Source organism: Kocuria rhizophila, assembly GCF_003667225.1.
Lineage (GTDB): Bacteria > Actinomycetota > Actinomycetes > Actinomycetales > Micrococcaceae > Kocuria > Kocuria rhizophila.
In genome coordinates this window covers 1-13,559 of the sequence record NZ_RCOM01000070.1, presented here as the reverse complement: position 1 = coordinate 13,559, position 13,559 = coordinate 1, and the positions used below count along the sequence as shown (strand labels likewise).

Below are 13,559 nucleotides of genomic sequence, written 5' to 3'. Positions count from 1 at the left end.
CTCGGCCGCACGGGGCGCGGCGCTGCCCCAGGACGAGCGGAGCGAGCTGGACTTCCTGGTCGCGGAGGTCGTGCGCCTGGGTGCCGCGGCCAACCCGCGCCTGCGCGCGGAGGAGCTGAACGGCGTCGTGCGGGATGCCATGGCCCGCGCGGGGGTGGCGGACCTGGCCGACCGCAGCGTGCTGGGGCTCTCCGGGGGCGAGCGCCAGCGGGTGCTCATCGCCCGCGCCCTGGCCCAGCGCACCCCGTACCTTCTGCTGGACGAGCCCACCAACCACCTGGACCTGCGTCACCAGACGGACCTGCTGCGCACGCTGCGCGGCACCGCCGGGACCGGCCCCGCCGTGCTGCTGGCCTTGCACGACCTCAACCTCGCCGCCGCGCTGTGCGACCGGGTCGTGGTGCTCGCCGAGGGGCGCGTGGTAGCCGACGCCCCGCCCCACGAGGCCCTGGACCCGGACACCGTGGAGCGCGTCTACGGCGTGCGGCCCCTGCTGATCACCCGTCCCGACACCGGGACACCCCATCTGCTGTTCCCCATCGACCGAGAGGACCCCTCATGAGAACACCCCCTGGCTCCGGCCCCCACGGCGTCGAGCGTGCACACGGAGGCACCGGCGCGCCCAAGACCCGTCCCCCGCACCTGCCCGGTGGCGAAGCCGCCCCGCACGGAGGCGCAAGGTGCGCTGGGGACGGGCCGAGCGGCGTCGTGCACGGCGGCGAACCCCGGGGTGGCCGGGCCCTGACCCGACGCGGCGCGCCCCTGGCCATGGGGCTCGTGGCGAGCCTGCTGCTCACCGGCTGCGGCGCGCAGGTCCAGAAGGACGCGGCGTCGGGCGCGGAGAAGACCATCGAGAACTGCGGTCGCAGCAGCACGTACCCCACCCCGCAGAAAGCCGTGGCGTACGACGTCTCGGCCATCGAGAAGATGTTTTCGCTCGGGCTCGCGGAGCAGATGCGGGGAATCGTGCTCCCGCAGACCGTGAGCAGCGTGGTCGAGAAGTCCCCCTACAAGGAGGACTACGGCAGGACCGAGACCATCTCCGACTCCGTGCTGGGCCAGGAGGCCGTGGTCAGCGCTCAGGCGGACTGGGTCTTCGCCGGCTGGCAGGCCGGGTTCAGCGAGGCCCGCGGGGTCACCCCGGACTCCCTGCAGGGCGTGGGGATCAACTCCTACATGCAGCACGAGACGTGCAAGGGCTACCAGGGGGACACCTCCGACCCCGACCCCCTGGACGCCACGGTCGAGGACCTGAAGGATCTGGGGACGATCTTCGGCGTCGAGGACCGTGCGCAGGAGCTCGTGGGACAGCTGCAGGAGAAGCGGCGCGCCCTGCAGGAGGCACCAAGGCCCGAGAACCCGGCCCGCGTGTTCGTCTACGACTCCGGAACCTCCGAGCCCTACACCGCGGGCCGGCGGACGGCCCTGAACGGGATGGTGGAACTGGCCGGGGCCACCTCGGTGACCAGGGACCTCGATGCCCGCTGGGACACCGTGGGGTGGGAGTCGGTGGTCACGAGCGAACCCCAGGCGATCGTAGTGGTCGACTACAACAAGCAGCCCGTGCAGGAGAAGCTCGACTACCTCCGGAACGAGTCCCCGGTGAAGGACTCGCCCGCCGTGAAGAACGGGAACATCTACGTCATGGACTACGGTGAGGCCGTCTCGAGCCCCCGCAACATGGACGGCGCCCAGAAGCTCGCCGACTACCTGCGGTCCAAGGGGCTGCGGTGAGCGGGGCGGGGCTGCGGGCACCAGAATCCACGGCCGATCTGCTGGCCCTCGCGTGCGAGCACCTGGACGCCCAGCACGACGACGGGCCGGTGGCACGCAGCGTGTTCACCGTGCAGCACGGCACGCGTCTCGCCTCGGACAGCGCGCTCTACCGCAACCAGTACGTGCTCGTGCGCGTGGCCGGGGCCTTCGGCGGGTGCGCGCTGGAGGCTCGTGAACTGGCGCCGGAGCTGACGGAGCTCTCCGGGATGCCCGTGCGTCAGCTTTTGGAGCACCCGTGCCTGCCGGTGCGCACGGCTGCCCTGGACGCGTGGCTCGCCGCGCGGCAGCCGCACCGCGACGACCCCCGCGCCCGGCCCGTGACCCTGCCTCGCGGCACCCCGGACACCAGGGCCAGTGCGCGGGACGCCACCGTGGCGCAGCTGCTGCCCGTGGCAGCCGGACAGAGGATCGCGCTGATCGGAGTGGTGAACCCGCTGGTCGCAGCCCTGCGCGCACGCGGTGCAGAGGTGCTGCCGTGCGACCTGGCGCTGCGACGGACCCAGTGGGGAGACCCGGTGAGCCCGGACATGGAAGAGGTCATGGACACCGCGGACGCTGTGCTCGCCACGGGTATGACGCTCGGCAACGGCACCTTCGACCGGATCCGGGCCCGGTGCCTCGAGCGGGGGATCCCCCTGGGGATCTACGCGCAGTCGGCACCCGCCGTGGCGCGCGAGTTCCTGGGCCGCGGGGTCGTCGCCCTGAGCGCGGAGCCGTTCCCGTACTCCCAGTTCAGCGCCGACGAGACGCAGCTGTACGTGTACACCGCGACGGGTGGGCCCCACGGCCGCTCCGGCAGCGCAGAGGATCCGGTCCGGTGAGCGGGTTGTCCACGAGCACGCACCCGCCCGGTGGGGCCACGCTCACCGACCGCCAGATCACCAGGCGCATCCTGCCGCTGCTGGCCGCGTGCGCGCTGGGTCTCGTGCCGTTCACGGTGTACTCGAACTTCCTGGTGGACATCACCCGGGACAGCGGCCAGGACGCCGAACTCATGGGCTGGCTGCGCGGCACGGGCGGCGTGGCGGCACTGCTGGTGGGTCTGTGCTGCGCTCCGCTGCTGGACCGGCTTTCTCGCGGCGCGGCGGCGGCCGGGGCGCTCGCCGTCCTTGCGCTCGCCTGCCTGCTGGGTGTGCTCGGATCGGTGTGGTCCTGGGCCGGGTTCTGCCTCCTGGTCGGTGCCGCCACCGCGGTCCTGAACCCGGCGGTCTCGGCCATGGCCGCAGACCGTTTCCAGGACCGGGCGGCCTCCGGCCGGGCCGCGACCCAGGTCTCGGCCACGATGACGCTCACCGCCGTGCTCGCCGCTCCGCTGCTCGCCGGCCCTGCGGCCCTGTGGGGGTGGCGGGGGGACCTCGTGGCCACCGCAGTTCTGGCCGCGGTCACGGCCGCGCTGCTGCTCCGCGGCACAGGGCGCGGGGAGCCGGCCGTCCCGCACTCCACGGCGGGCACGGGGTACGTGGCCGCCCTGCGCGCGGTCTGGACGCTGCCGGGGGTGCCGGCCATGCTGCTGGTCTCCACGCTGCGCACCACGGCCTTCATGGGGCAGCTCGCGTACCTGGCCGTGGTGTACTTCGACCGCTTCGGTGTGGGGCCGGGGATCTTCTCCCTGGTCTGGACGCTCTCGGGCCTCGCGTTCTTCCTGGGCAACTGGTTCGGGGGGCGCCTGCTGGGCTCACTGGAATCCACGAGCCGGGCCGCGTGGACCGCGTGCGGGGCCGCACTCGTCGCGGCCGCGGCCGTCCTGCTGCTCTTCCGCACGGAGCACCTGGGGGTGGCCCTGGCGGCGACGACGCTGCTCGGCGCCTCCCACGCCGTGGTCGCCGCGGTGGTGACCACCCTGCTGGTGCGGGTGTCGCCGGGACACCGGGGAACCGTGCTGGGTCTGAACGGCGCCGGACAGAGCTTGGGCGTGTGCGTGGGGGCCAGCGTTGCCGGAGCGGGGCTCGGCGTGGCCGGTTGGGAGGGTGCGGGGACCGCCCTCGCCCTCGTGACCGGGCTCGGAGCACTGGTCGCGGCACGCACGGGGTGGGCGCTGCGCGCTGCCCAGCCGTGCGACAGGAGCGGGTCGTGAGCGTCGGACCGGCTGCCTCGGAGGCTCCGTGGCGCGCCGGCCGCGGCCACTGCATGGCCCACCACGGGGAACTCGTGCAGGGAGTCTTCCCCTGCGATTCCGGATCCCTCCCGGCACTGGTGACAGTTCCTCTTCCCGGGCTGCGCTCCCGTGCGGAGTTCCACCCCGGCAGCCGGGCGGGGGTGCGGGCCGGCAGGGGACACGAGAAGGCCCGGCGCGCGGCCCAGCTGACCCTCCGACTGTGCCGGGACCGCGGTATGGCCTGCCCACCGGGAGGGGAGGTGTCGATACACAGTGAGATTCCGTCGGGGTGCGGCATGGGGTCGTCCACCGCAGACGTCGTCGCGGCCATCCGGGCTGTGGAGCACAGCTGCGGGCTGCGGCTGTCCCGGGAGGAGGTCAGCGAACTCGCCCGCCGGGCGGAGACGGCCTCGGACCCGCTGGCGTACGGGTGCACGCCGGTGCTCTTCGCCCAGCGTCACGCACGTGTGCTCCGCCGCTGGTCCGGAACCTTCCCTCCTGTGATCCTCGTGGGGTGCCGGCTGCCCGGCGGGCCCGTGGACACCCTGGGCCTCGCGGCCCGGGACTATTCCGCGGGTGAGCGCCGGGAGTGCGCAGAGATGCTGCGCGACCTGGAGCGCGGTGTGAGTGAGCGCAACGCCGCGCTGCTGGGGCGCGCGGCAACGCGATCGGCCCTGCTCAACCAGGCCCGGCTGCCCAAACCGGAGCTGCCCGAGCTGCTGCGGATCAGCCGGGAGACCGGGGGCGCGGGAGTCCAGATCGCCCACAGCGGCACGGTGTGCGCCGTCGTCCTCGACGCCACCCGGCCCCGCGCCGCCCACCGTGCGCGGGAGGCACGGGCGGCCCTCGACGCGATGGGCCTGCAACGAACGATCGACCACGTCTGGAACGGAGCATGAGCACACCACGAGCCGAGCAGCACCCTCTTCCGGAGATCATGGACCACGCCTCCCAGGCCGTGGGGGCCCCGGATCTCATCCGCCTGCAACCTGGACTGCTCGCCCTGCGCTTCGAGGTGATGAAGGTGGCCTCCGCGCGCGGTGCCGTGCGGCGGCTGCTGCGGGAGGGACGGATCGCCCCCGGCGGGACCGTGGTGGACTCGTCCAGCGGAATTTACGCGCTGGCGCTCGCACTCGCGTGCCATGAGGCGGGGCTGCGCTGCGTCGTGGTGGGGTCCACGACCATCGACGAGACCCTGCGGCTGCAGCTGGGAATGCTGGGTGTGCGTCTCGAGCAGATGCCGCCGTCCAGGTCCCTGCGTGCGGACCAGGACCGTCGTGTGGCCCGGGTGCGCGAGCTGCTGGACGAGCACCCGGACTGGCACTGGATGCGGCAGTACCACGACGCCGTGCACTACCGCGGCTACCAGGACCTCGCCCGAGCTCTCGGTCGCAGGGTGCAGCGGGAGGGCTGTGACGCCGTGGAACTGGTGGCCCCCGTGGGCTCGGGAGCCTCCAGCGGGGCGCTGGCCCTGGGCCTCGCGGCCTCCGGACTGCACGTGCACCTCACGGGGGTCCAGCCGTTCGGCTCGGTGACCTTCGGGTCGCAGGACACGGAGGACCCGGACATGCTGATCGCCGGGATCGGCAGCTCGATCGAGTTCCGCAACGTCCGGCACGGGCTCTACCACGAGATCCACTGGGTCAGTGCCGAGGTGGCCCGAGCGGGAGCGGTCTCCCTCTGCCGGGACCACGCCCTCTTCGCGGGCCTCAGCTCGGGCGCGGCCTACGCCGTGGCGGGTGAGGTCCTGCGCAGGAGGCCCGCGCGGCCGCGGCCGGGGGGCCGGGGTGTCCTGATGCTCTGCCCGGACACCGGCCACCGGTACGTCCAGCAGGTCTTCTCCGGTTTCGAGGAGGTCCCACCGGTAGGGGAGTACGCCCCGCACCGGCTGCGACGGGGAGAGACTCCCCGGCTTCCGTGGTCCTGCACCCGGTGGGGCGGATCGGTCCCCGGGACGGCGGGCCGCAGCCTCAGATGACGTGCTCCTCCCGAGCGCGGCTCACGGCGGCGGTGCGGTTGTCCACGCCGAGCTTGTCGTAGATGTGCACCAGGTGGGTCTTCACGGTGGCCTCGGAGATGAACAGGGACTTCGCGAGTGCCCGGTTCGAGGCGCCCGTGGCCAGGCCCCGCAGGATCTCGACCTCCCGCGGGCTCAAGGAGGTCCCCGGGGTGCGGACCTGGTTCATGAGCCGCGCCGTTACCGAGGGGGAGAGCACGGGACGTCCCGCCGCGGCGTCGTGCACGGCCTGGCCGATGCTCTCCGGCTGCGCGTCCTTGAGCAGGTAGCCGGTGGCACCGGCCTCGAGGGCGGCGACCACGTCCGCCTGGGTGTCGTACGTGGTGAGGATCAGCACGGGTGGTCCGCCCGCGGCGACGATCCGCCGGGTGGCCTCCAGCCCGCCCATCCCGGCGCCCATCTGCAGGTCCATGACCACCACGTCCACGCCGTGCCCGGGTGCCTCCAGCCGCTCCAGGGCGGCGCGCCCGTCCTGCGCCTCCGCGCACACGGTGATGTCCCCGAGGGACTCCAGCACCGCCCTCAGTCCGGCGCGCACCACGGGGTGGTCGTCCACGAGCAGCACTCTGGTGGTCATGCGGTGGCCCTGCCTCCGGGTCGGTGGTGGTCTGCTTCGGTGGACGACGCCGCAGGGTCGCCCTCGCCGCGGTCCGGCACCAGGGCCGGGGGAGCGGCGTCGTCGTCGGTCCCCGGGATGGCGGGTGCCCCCGCCCGGGACGTTGCCCGCGCGAGCGGCAGCCGCACGTTCACGGCGGTGCCGCTGCCCGGCTCGGACTCCACGGTGAGCTCGGCACCCAGCTCGGCCGCGCGGCGTCGCAGGTGGGAGAGGCCGAACGAGTCCTCCTCGTGCGCGCGGGACACCGAGCGGGGATCGAAGCCCACGCCGTCGTCCACCACGTCCAGGGCCACGGCGTCGTCCCAGCCCTCCAGCGTTACCACCACACGGGTGGCCCGGGCGTGGGAGAGGACGTTCGCGAGCGTGGACTGCGTGGCCCGGATGAACAGCGTGCGCTGCCGGTCTGTGAGTTCGGGTGGCGTCCCCTGCACACGGAACTCGCACGCAAGCCCCGTGCCGGCGGCACGGGAGCCCTCCTCCGTGCGGCGGCAGACCTCGGCGAGCGCGCTCGGGAGGGACTCGTCCAGGGCGGGGGAGGCGAGGTCGCGGACGAACCGCCGGGCCTCGGCCAGGTTCGCGGCGGCGGTGTCCTCGATCGTGGCCAGCCGCGCGGCGGTCACCTCTCGATCGTCCAGGGACAGGGCCTGCTGGGCCGCGCGGGAGACGAGCACGATCGAGGTCAGTCCCTGCGCGAGGGTGTCGTGGATCTCCCGGGAGAGCCGTTCCCGCTCGGTCATGGTGCCCGCGGTGCGCTCGCGGCGCGCGAGCTCGGCGCGTGTGGACTCCAGCTGGCGGATCACGCTCACGTGGCGCCGGGCGTCCCGGTACAGGGCGCGGTAGCCGTAGCTGACCAGCACCGCCACGACCGCGCCGATGCTCGGTCCCACGGCCATGGGTGCCGTGAAGGTCCCGGAAGGGACGTGCAGCAGCTGGGAGAGCACCACCACGCCGGTGAGCACCACGATGCTGACCAGGGCCACCGCCGGGGGGAGCAGCACGGGGTAGAGGAAGAAGAGGGGGAAGACCACCCACGCGAAGTCCCGGCTCAGCAGCGCCAGGGCGATCCACAGGACGGTCACGGAGCCCAGCCACACGGGGGTCCAGCGCAGCCGCGCCGGGTTCGCGCGACCGCCGGCCACCCGGTTCTCCACCGTGGTGCCGAGCACGTAGGTCGTGGCGAGCAGGGCGGAGAGCACGAGCACCACCGCCGTGGTGGCACCGTCTCCTGGAGGCTGCATGAGTGTGCGCAGCACCGCTAGACCGAGCAGCGCGGCGAAGCTCAGGTGCAGGGTGACCCGCATGACCCGCAGCAGGGCCGGGGTGGACAACTCCTGACGCACGATCTGCCTTCCTGGACGGCGGCCGGGGAACGGGGGCAGGAGTGGCCGACTCCGTGGTCATGGTACGCAGGTGGCTCGGCAGGGCATCAACCGATCGGTTGATTCCCGGATCAACCCTCTGCGCGGCCCGGTTCAACCGCGCTGGCGATCCGCGTCGGACCGCGGCGCACGAGACTGGGAACAGTCCAGAAAACTACGTCAGGGGAGTTCCCATGTTCTTGTCCCTGAGGGACATCACGTTCGCCAAGGGCCGGTTCGCGCTGCTGGCCACGGTCGTGGCTCTCATCACCCTGCTGCTGGTCCTGCTCACGGGCCTCACCAACGGTCTGGGTCATCAGAACACCTCCGCCCTCGAGCGTCTCGAAGCCCAGCGCATCGTCCTGCAGGCACCCCCGGGTGACTCGGACACGCCGTCCTTCACCACCTCGCAGATCGATGAGAAGCAGCTCACCACCTGGGAGGACGCCGTGGGTGCTGACCAGGTCGAACGACTGGGCATCACCCAGACGAGCGCGAGCCGCGGGACGCAGTCCCAGGGAGACTCCGCCCGCACGGACACCACCGCCGTGGCCGGCATCGCCCTGGAACCGGGAACCTCCCTGGCGCCCGGCCTGACCGCGACCTCCGGGGCCACCCACCCGGGCAAGGGAGAAGTGGTCCTCAGCGAGACCCTGGCCCAGGACCTCAAGGTCTCGGTGGGGGACACCGTCTCCATGGGCGGCACCAGCCTGAAGGCCACCGGGATCACGGAGGACGAGTACTACAGCCACGTCCCCGTGGCGTGGATGAGCACGGAGGACTACCCGGCCGTGGCCCACACCTCCCCGGAGGAGCAGGCCACCGCTCTGGCCCTGACCACCGCCGACTACCCCCAGGACGTGCCGGGCGACTCCGACACCGTGGCCCTGGACACCAAGGGCTCGCTCGCCGCGCTGCCCGCCTACCAGTCCGAGCGCGGATCGCTGCTCATGATGCAGGCGTTCCTCTACGGCATCAGCGCGATGGTCGTGATCTCCTTCCTGACCGTGTGGACCATCCAGCGCACCCGCGACATCGCCGTGCTGCGCGCACTCGGCGCCGGCCGCAAGTACGTGGTGGTGGACTCGCTCGTGCAGGCCGCCGTGGTGCTGACCGTCGGCGTCCTGGTGGGCGGCGCCCTGGGCCTGCTGGGCGGAATGCTCGCGGGCTCCGCGGTGCCCTTCGAGCTGAGCGTCGCCAGCGTGGCCGTGCCCGTGGTCGGGGTGCTGGTCCTCGGCCTGCTCGGTTCGCTGCTGGCCGTGCGCCGCGTCTCCACCGTCGACCCGATGATTGCCCTGGGAGGCAACTGATCATGCATGCTGCTGAGTCCGAACCGCGCCACCGCGCCGAGCACCACGAGCACCACCGGGGCCGAGCCCACGACCCCCGCCACGAGCACGACGCCGCCCGCCACCCGCAGGGCGACGCGCACCAGGGCGAGTCGGCCGGCGACGCCGCTCCCGCGCTGAGCGTCCGCGAGGTCACCCTCGAGTACCCGGACGGCACGGCCAACGACGGCACCCCGCGCACCGTGCGCGCCCTGGACCGCGTGAGCCTTGAGCTGCAGCGTGGGGAGATGACCGCCCTGATCGGTCCGTCCGGATCGGGCAAGTCCTCCCTGCTGGCCGTGGCCGCCGCCCTGATCAAGCCCACGTCCGGGACCGTGATGGTCGCGGGGGAGTCCCTCACCGAGCTGCCGGAGAAGGAGCTCGCCCGGATCCGCCGTGGCCACACGGGCATGGTGTTCCAGCAGCCCAATCTGCTCGCGGCCCTGACCTCACGCGAGCAGCTCGTGCTCTCGGCGCACGTGGCGGGCGCCCGGGGCAAGGAGCTCAAGGCGGCTCGCACCCGCGCGGACGAGCTGCTCGAGCAGGTGGGCCTGGTGGACTGCGGCGACCGCCGTCCCCACCAGCTCTCGGGTGGACAGCGTCAGCGGGTGAACATCGCCCGCGCGCTGATGAACGACCCCCAGCTGCTGCTCGTGGACGAGCCCACCGCGGCCCTGGACCAGGAGCGCTCGCGGGCCATCATGGAGCTGCTCGCGAACCTCACCCACCAGTTCCGTCTGGCCTCCCTGGTGGTCACGCACGACACCGAGTTCGTGCCGCTCGCGGACCGCTGCGTGACCATGGAGGACGGCCGTCTGCAGTGACCACCACGCCACCGGCGGCGCGCGCGGACATGGCCTGTCCGCGCGCTCGCCAGTGGTATTTTGGGAGCGGACTGACCTTTTGAACACCACCACGTACTCATCGGAGGCGGCATGAGCCATGCAGTGGGCCCCAACAGCGGCCACTCACCCAGGGCAGGAACTCGCACCACCAAGAAGCCGGGCGCGGCGTCCATCGTGGACGTCGTCAAGGTCTTCCTCAGGCTGCTGCCCAAGCAGCTCAAGGACGAAGCACAGCTGGCCGTCCTCGAGCTCAAGGCCAAGGGCATCAAGCTGGGCATCGGCGCCGCGTTCGCAGTGGTGGGTCTCATCTTCCTGGGCCTCGCCGTGATCGCCCTGGTGGGAGCGGCCATCGCCGGGCTCTCGCACGTGATGCCCGCGTGGCTGGCGGCGCTGCTGCTCGCCGTGGTGTTCCTGGTGGTGCTTGCGATCCTCGCCCTGATCGGCGTGTCCAAGATCAAGGGCGCTCTGCCGCTCATGCCGGAGAAGGCCGTCTTCGGCCTGCGCTACGACCTCGGCGTGGTCAAGGAGGGCTCCGCCTACAACGAGGGCCGCGTGCAGCGCGACATCAACGAGGCCGAGCAGAAGAAGCAGCGCGAGAAGGAGGAGGCCGCGAACGATCCCAACAGGGTCAAGCCGGTCAAGCCCACCGAGGAGCAGCTGCGCAACCGCCTCAAGCTGCGCCGCGAGCACCTCAAGAGCCTGCGCGACGACACCCAGAACCGCGTGGACTCCGTGCAGTCCGCCACCCAGGGCTTCGTCCACCGCACCTCGCGGACGTTCTCCTCCACCCAGGAGTCGGTCAAGTCCACGTTCGCCTCCAAGGGCGGTTCCCAGGGCGTGCGCCCGGAGGGATCCACCTCCGCCTCGGACCTGCTGAGCGAGCGCTGGCAGCCCCTGGCCGTGGCCGCCGCCGCGGGCACCGCGTTCCTCGTGTTCCTGCGCAAGCTGCTGAAGTAGTCGCACCTCTCGCGGTTCCTCGGAACCCATGAGTCCACAGAAGGCCGGGCCCTCGGGGCCCGGCCTTCTGCGTGTCCGGAGGCTCGACACCCCGGGTCCGGGACAGCGCACGTCCGGGACTGTGGCGGGCCCGCATCGTGGGGGGACGTCGTACGGGTGGCGCGTGCGGCGTCTGACCGGGTGCCCGTGCGGCGTCGGCGTGTGCCCGGAGCGTGTGGCTGGCTGAGAACCCTACGATGGGACCGTGACGTCCCAGCGAGGCTTGCGATGAACCAGTGGGTGGCGGTCGCGCTCGCGCTGGCCTCGGCGGTGTGCCTGGCGGTCGGCACGCAGACACAGTCCCGGGCCGTCACGGGCCACACCTCCGGAGCTCTGAACCCCCGGGCGCTGCTGACGCTGCTGCGCAACCGGCGGTGGCTCGCGGGGACCGGGCTGCTCGTGCTGGGGATGCTCCTCAACGTCTCGGCCCTCGCCCTGGCCACCGTGACCGTGGTGCAGCCGCTCGGCGTCGTGGCCCTGGTGATCACCACGCTGCTGCACGCGCGCCACGAGGGGCTGACGCTCAACCGCCGCACGTGGCTGGCCGTGGCCCTGTGCACCGCGGGTGGTGCGGGCTTCGTGGTGTGCGCCGTGGCGGGAACCGATCCCGCGCACCGGCCCGGACCGGAGGCGGAGCGGCTGGTGGTGCTCATGCTGGTGGGTCTCGTGGTGCTCATGGGCATCGCGGAGATCTTCGTGCGCCGGCACCGGATCAGCATCTTCTACGTGCTCTGCGCGGGAGTGCTCTACGGCTTCGTGGCGGTGCTCGTGCGCCTGGTGGTCACGGCAGTGGGGGACGGCGGGATCGCGGCCGTGAACTGGCTCAGCGTGCTCATGGTCGTGGTGGCGGCCGCGCTCGGGGGCTGGATGGTGCAGTGCGCGTACTCGTGCGGGCCTCCGGACCTGGTCATCGCGGGGCTCACCGTGGTGGACCCCATGGTGGGCGTGGCGCTGGGGCTGGCAGTGCTGGGAGAGGCCGGGCCCACCTTCACAGGTGTGCTGGGGGCGGGCATGGGCGTGGCAGGTCTGATTGCTATAGTCGGCGTGGTCCTGCTCTCCCGGTACCACCCGGAGGTCGTCACGCGCCGAGCCGCTGCTCGCAACGGCACCCGGGGCCAGGGGAGCGGCACCAGTCCCCGGGCCGCCTCGGCCGAGCGCCGGACCGGCCACGCCGACCAGTGACCTACGTACGGAACCCAACGCCTTGAAGATTCTGATCACCGCAGAGACCTACCCGCCCGACGTCAACGGGGCGGCGCAGTTCGGTCGCAGGCTGGCCCACGGGCTGCTCGAACGCGGTCACGAGGTCCACGTGGCCGCTCCCATGCCCACCCGCGGCGCCTCACGGACCATGGAGGACCACGGCATCACGGAGCACCGGTTCCGCTCCCACCACGCCGCCACCCATCCGTACTTCCGGCTGTGCCTGCCGTGGGAGATCAAGCGGGAGGTGGCCCGGCTGCTCGACGAGCTGAAACCCGACGTGGTCCACGCCCAGTGCCACTACATCCTGGGCCGGCTGATGATTCGCGAGGCGGCGCGCCGGGGCATCCGGGTGGTCGGCACCAACCACTTCATCCCGGAGAACATCGAGCCCTTCCTGCCGTTCCCGGAGTGGTTCATCCGGGGCTACCGCAAGGTCTCCTGGTGGGACATCGCCAGGGTGTTCCGCCACTGCGACGTGATCACCGCCCCCACGCCGCTCGCGGTGCGCACCATGGTGGAGAACGGGGTGCCGGACCGTGCGGTCGCGGTGTCCAACGGCATCGAGGCCGGGCACTACGAGGCCGCGGCGGGCGAGGAGATCCGACACCCGGACCACCTGGTGGTGCTGTTCTGCGGTCGGCTGGCGGTGGAGAAGAACGTCAACGAGCTCATCGACGCCCTGGCCCTGATCCCCCGGGAGAAGAACATCCACGCGGAGATCGTGGGGGAGGGGGAGCAGCGGGACCGCCTCGTGGCACTCGCCCACGAGCGGGGAGTGGCGGACCGCGTCCACTTCCTGGGGTTCCTGACCGATGAGGAGCTGCGGCTCGCGTACCTGCGGGCGGACGTGTTCTGCCAGCCCGGCACCGCAGAGCTGCAGTCCCTGGTGACCCTCGAGGCCATGAGCGCGTCCACCCCGGTGGTGCTCGCCAACGCCCGAGCGCTGCCGCACCTCGCGGACGAGGGGCGCAACGGCTACCTGTTCACGCCGGGGGACCCCGCAGACCTCGCGGCCAAGCTGCAGCTCGTGCTGGACGCCTCCCCCGAGCAGCGTCGCGCCATGGGCGCCCACAGCCACGAGATGGTGGCCCAGCACTCCTTCGCGCGCACGCTGGACACCTTCGAGCGGATCTACGCCGGCGCCAGCCGCTGAGGACACGGGGCGGCGGGGAAGGCCCACCCCCGTTTGATCAACTCCCCTGCACGGGAAACCAGCATCATGCGTGGGTCCCGCATGCACCTGTTCCGCCCACCGCGTGCGGTACCGTGGAGCCGCACTCGGTCACCGGGCGCAGATCCTGGGGCTGTCTCTTATACACATC

The 13,559-nt window shown here is 72.2% G+C and carries 13 protein-coding genes; 11 read left to right on the top strand and 2 right to left on the bottom strand.

From position 1 onward, the window contains the following. The 6 genes from D9R02_RS09345 to D9R02_RS09320 form a co-directional block, all read left to right on the top strand. Positions 1 to 562 (top strand): ABC transporter ATP-binding protein (locus D9R02_RS09345; protein ID WP_121566801.1); only part of this gene is annotated, 562 nt, incomplete at its 5' end. Between the two features lie 206 nt (positions 563 to 768). After that, positions 769 to 1,734, top strand: coding sequence for an ABC transporter substrate-binding protein (locus D9R02_RS09340; protein WP_070636445.1), 966 nt, complete (start codon positions 769 to 771; stop codon positions 1,732 to 1,734). Next, positions 1,731 to 2,597 carry a Rossmann-like domain-containing protein gene (locus tag D9R02_RS09335; protein WP_259463941.1) on the top strand — a complete coding sequence of 289 codons (867 nt, stop codon included), beginning with the start codon at positions 1,731 to 1,733 and terminating at the stop codon, positions 2,595 to 2,597. Before D9R02_RS09340 ends, D9R02_RS09335 begins: the two co-directional genes overlap by 4 nt. After that, positions 2,594 to 3,850, top strand: coding sequence for an MFS transporter (locus tag D9R02_RS09330; protein ID WP_201024626.1), 1,257 nt, complete (start codon positions 2,594 to 2,596; stop codon positions 3,848 to 3,850). Before D9R02_RS09335 ends, D9R02_RS09330 begins: the two co-directional genes overlap by 4 nt. A gap of 53 nt (positions 3,851 to 3,903) precedes the next feature. Next, positions 3,904 to 4,770 carry a GHMP family kinase ATP-binding protein gene (locus D9R02_RS09325; RefSeq protein ID WP_310793821.1) on the top strand — a complete coding sequence of 289 codons (867 nt, stop codon included), beginning with the start codon at positions 3,904 to 3,906 and terminating at the stop codon, positions 4,768 to 4,770. Beyond that, a complete protein-coding gene (locus D9R02_RS09320; RefSeq protein ID WP_220700420.1) occupies positions 4,767 to 5,849 on the top strand; it encodes a pyridoxal-phosphate dependent enzyme in 1,083 nt (360 codons plus the stop codon). The genes D9R02_RS09325 and D9R02_RS09320 overlap by 4 nt, the downstream gene beginning before the upstream one ends. Here D9R02_RS09320 and D9R02_RS09315 read toward each other — a convergent pair. Both D9R02_RS09315 and D9R02_RS09310 read right to left on the bottom strand, forming a co-directional pair. Continuing rightward, positions 5,842 to 6,465: a response regulator gene (locus D9R02_RS09315; RefSeq protein WP_039101417.1), complete on the bottom strand. Its 624-nt coding sequence runs from the start codon at positions 6,463 to 6,465 to the stop codon at positions 5,842 to 5,844. The two genes, D9R02_RS09320 and D9R02_RS09315, sit on opposite strands and share 8 nt — an antisense overlap. Next, positions 6,462 to 7,844 (bottom strand): sensor histidine kinase, encoded by a 1,383-nt coding sequence (locus D9R02_RS09310; RefSeq protein WP_059281060.1) that lies wholly within the window; start codon positions 7,842 to 7,844, stop codon positions 6,462 to 6,464. Before D9R02_RS09310 ends, D9R02_RS09315 begins: the two co-directional genes overlap by 4 nt. 212 nt (positions 7,845 to 8,056) lie before the next feature. Between D9R02_RS09310 and D9R02_RS09305 the strand changes: the two genes are divergently transcribed. From D9R02_RS09305 to D9R02_RS09285, 5 genes are all read left to right on the top strand, one after another. Beyond that, the gene (locus D9R02_RS09305) at positions 8,057 to 9,172 is read left to right on the top strand and encodes an ABC transporter permease (protein ID WP_121242029.1); all 1,116 of its coding nucleotides are present in this window, start codon (positions 8,057 to 8,059) and stop codon (positions 9,170 to 9,172) included. A 2-nt stretch (positions 9,173 to 9,174) separates the two neighbouring features. Next, positions 9,175 to 10,014: an ABC transporter ATP-binding protein gene (locus D9R02_RS09300; protein WP_019310861.1), complete on the top strand. Its 840-nt coding sequence runs from the start codon at positions 9,175 to 9,177 to the stop codon at positions 10,012 to 10,014. A 111-nt stretch (positions 10,015 to 10,125) separates the two neighbouring features. Continuing rightward, complete coding sequence (locus D9R02_RS09295) at positions 10,126 to 10,992, top strand: phage holin family protein (protein WP_029603507.1); 867 nt, start codon at positions 10,126 to 10,128, stop codon at positions 10,990 to 10,992. A 267-nt stretch (positions 10,993 to 11,259) separates the two neighbouring features. Then, positions 11,260 to 12,213, top strand: coding sequence for a DMT family transporter (locus D9R02_RS09290; protein ID WP_019310863.1), 954 nt, complete (start codon positions 11,260 to 11,262; stop codon positions 12,211 to 12,213). Between the two features lie 22 nt (positions 12,214 to 12,235). Next, the gene (locus tag D9R02_RS09285; protein WP_019310864.1) at positions 12,236 to 13,390 is read left to right on the top strand and encodes a glycosyltransferase; all 1,155 of its coding nucleotides are present in this window, start codon (positions 12,236 to 12,238) and stop codon (positions 13,388 to 13,390) included. Positions 13,391 to 13,559 lie beyond the last annotated feature (169 nt).

Coding starts and splice junctions, on each gene's coding strand:
- D9R02_RS09320 (WP_220700420.1), top strand. CDS start 4,767: ATGAGCACACCACGAGCCGAGCAGCACCCTCTTCCGGAGATCATGGAC.
- D9R02_RS09315 (WP_039101417.1), bottom strand. CDS start 6,465: ATGACCACCAGAGTGCTGCTCGTGGACGACCACCCCGTGGTGCGCGCC.
- D9R02_RS09295 (WP_029603507.1), top strand. CDS start 10,126: ATGAGCCATGCAGTGGGCCCCAACAGCGGCCACTCACCCAGGGCAGGA.
- D9R02_RS09325 (WP_310793821.1), top strand. CDS start 3,904: ATGGCCCACCACGGGGAACTCGTGCAGGGAGTCTTCCCCTGCGATTCC.
- D9R02_RS09290 (WP_019310863.1), top strand. CDS start 11,260: ATGAACCAGTGGGTGGCGGTCGCGCTCGCGCTGGCCTCGGCGGTGTGC.
- D9R02_RS09305 (WP_121242029.1), top strand. CDS start 8,057: ATGTTCTTGTCCCTGAGGGACATCACGTTCGCCAAGGGCCGGTTCGCG.
- D9R02_RS09340 (WP_070636445.1), top strand. CDS start 769: ATGGGGCTCGTGGCGAGCCTGCTGCTCACCGGCTGCGGCGCGCAGGTC.
- D9R02_RS09300 (WP_019310861.1), top strand. CDS start 9,175: ATGCATGCTGCTGAGTCCGAACCGCGCCACCGCGCCGAGCACCACGAG.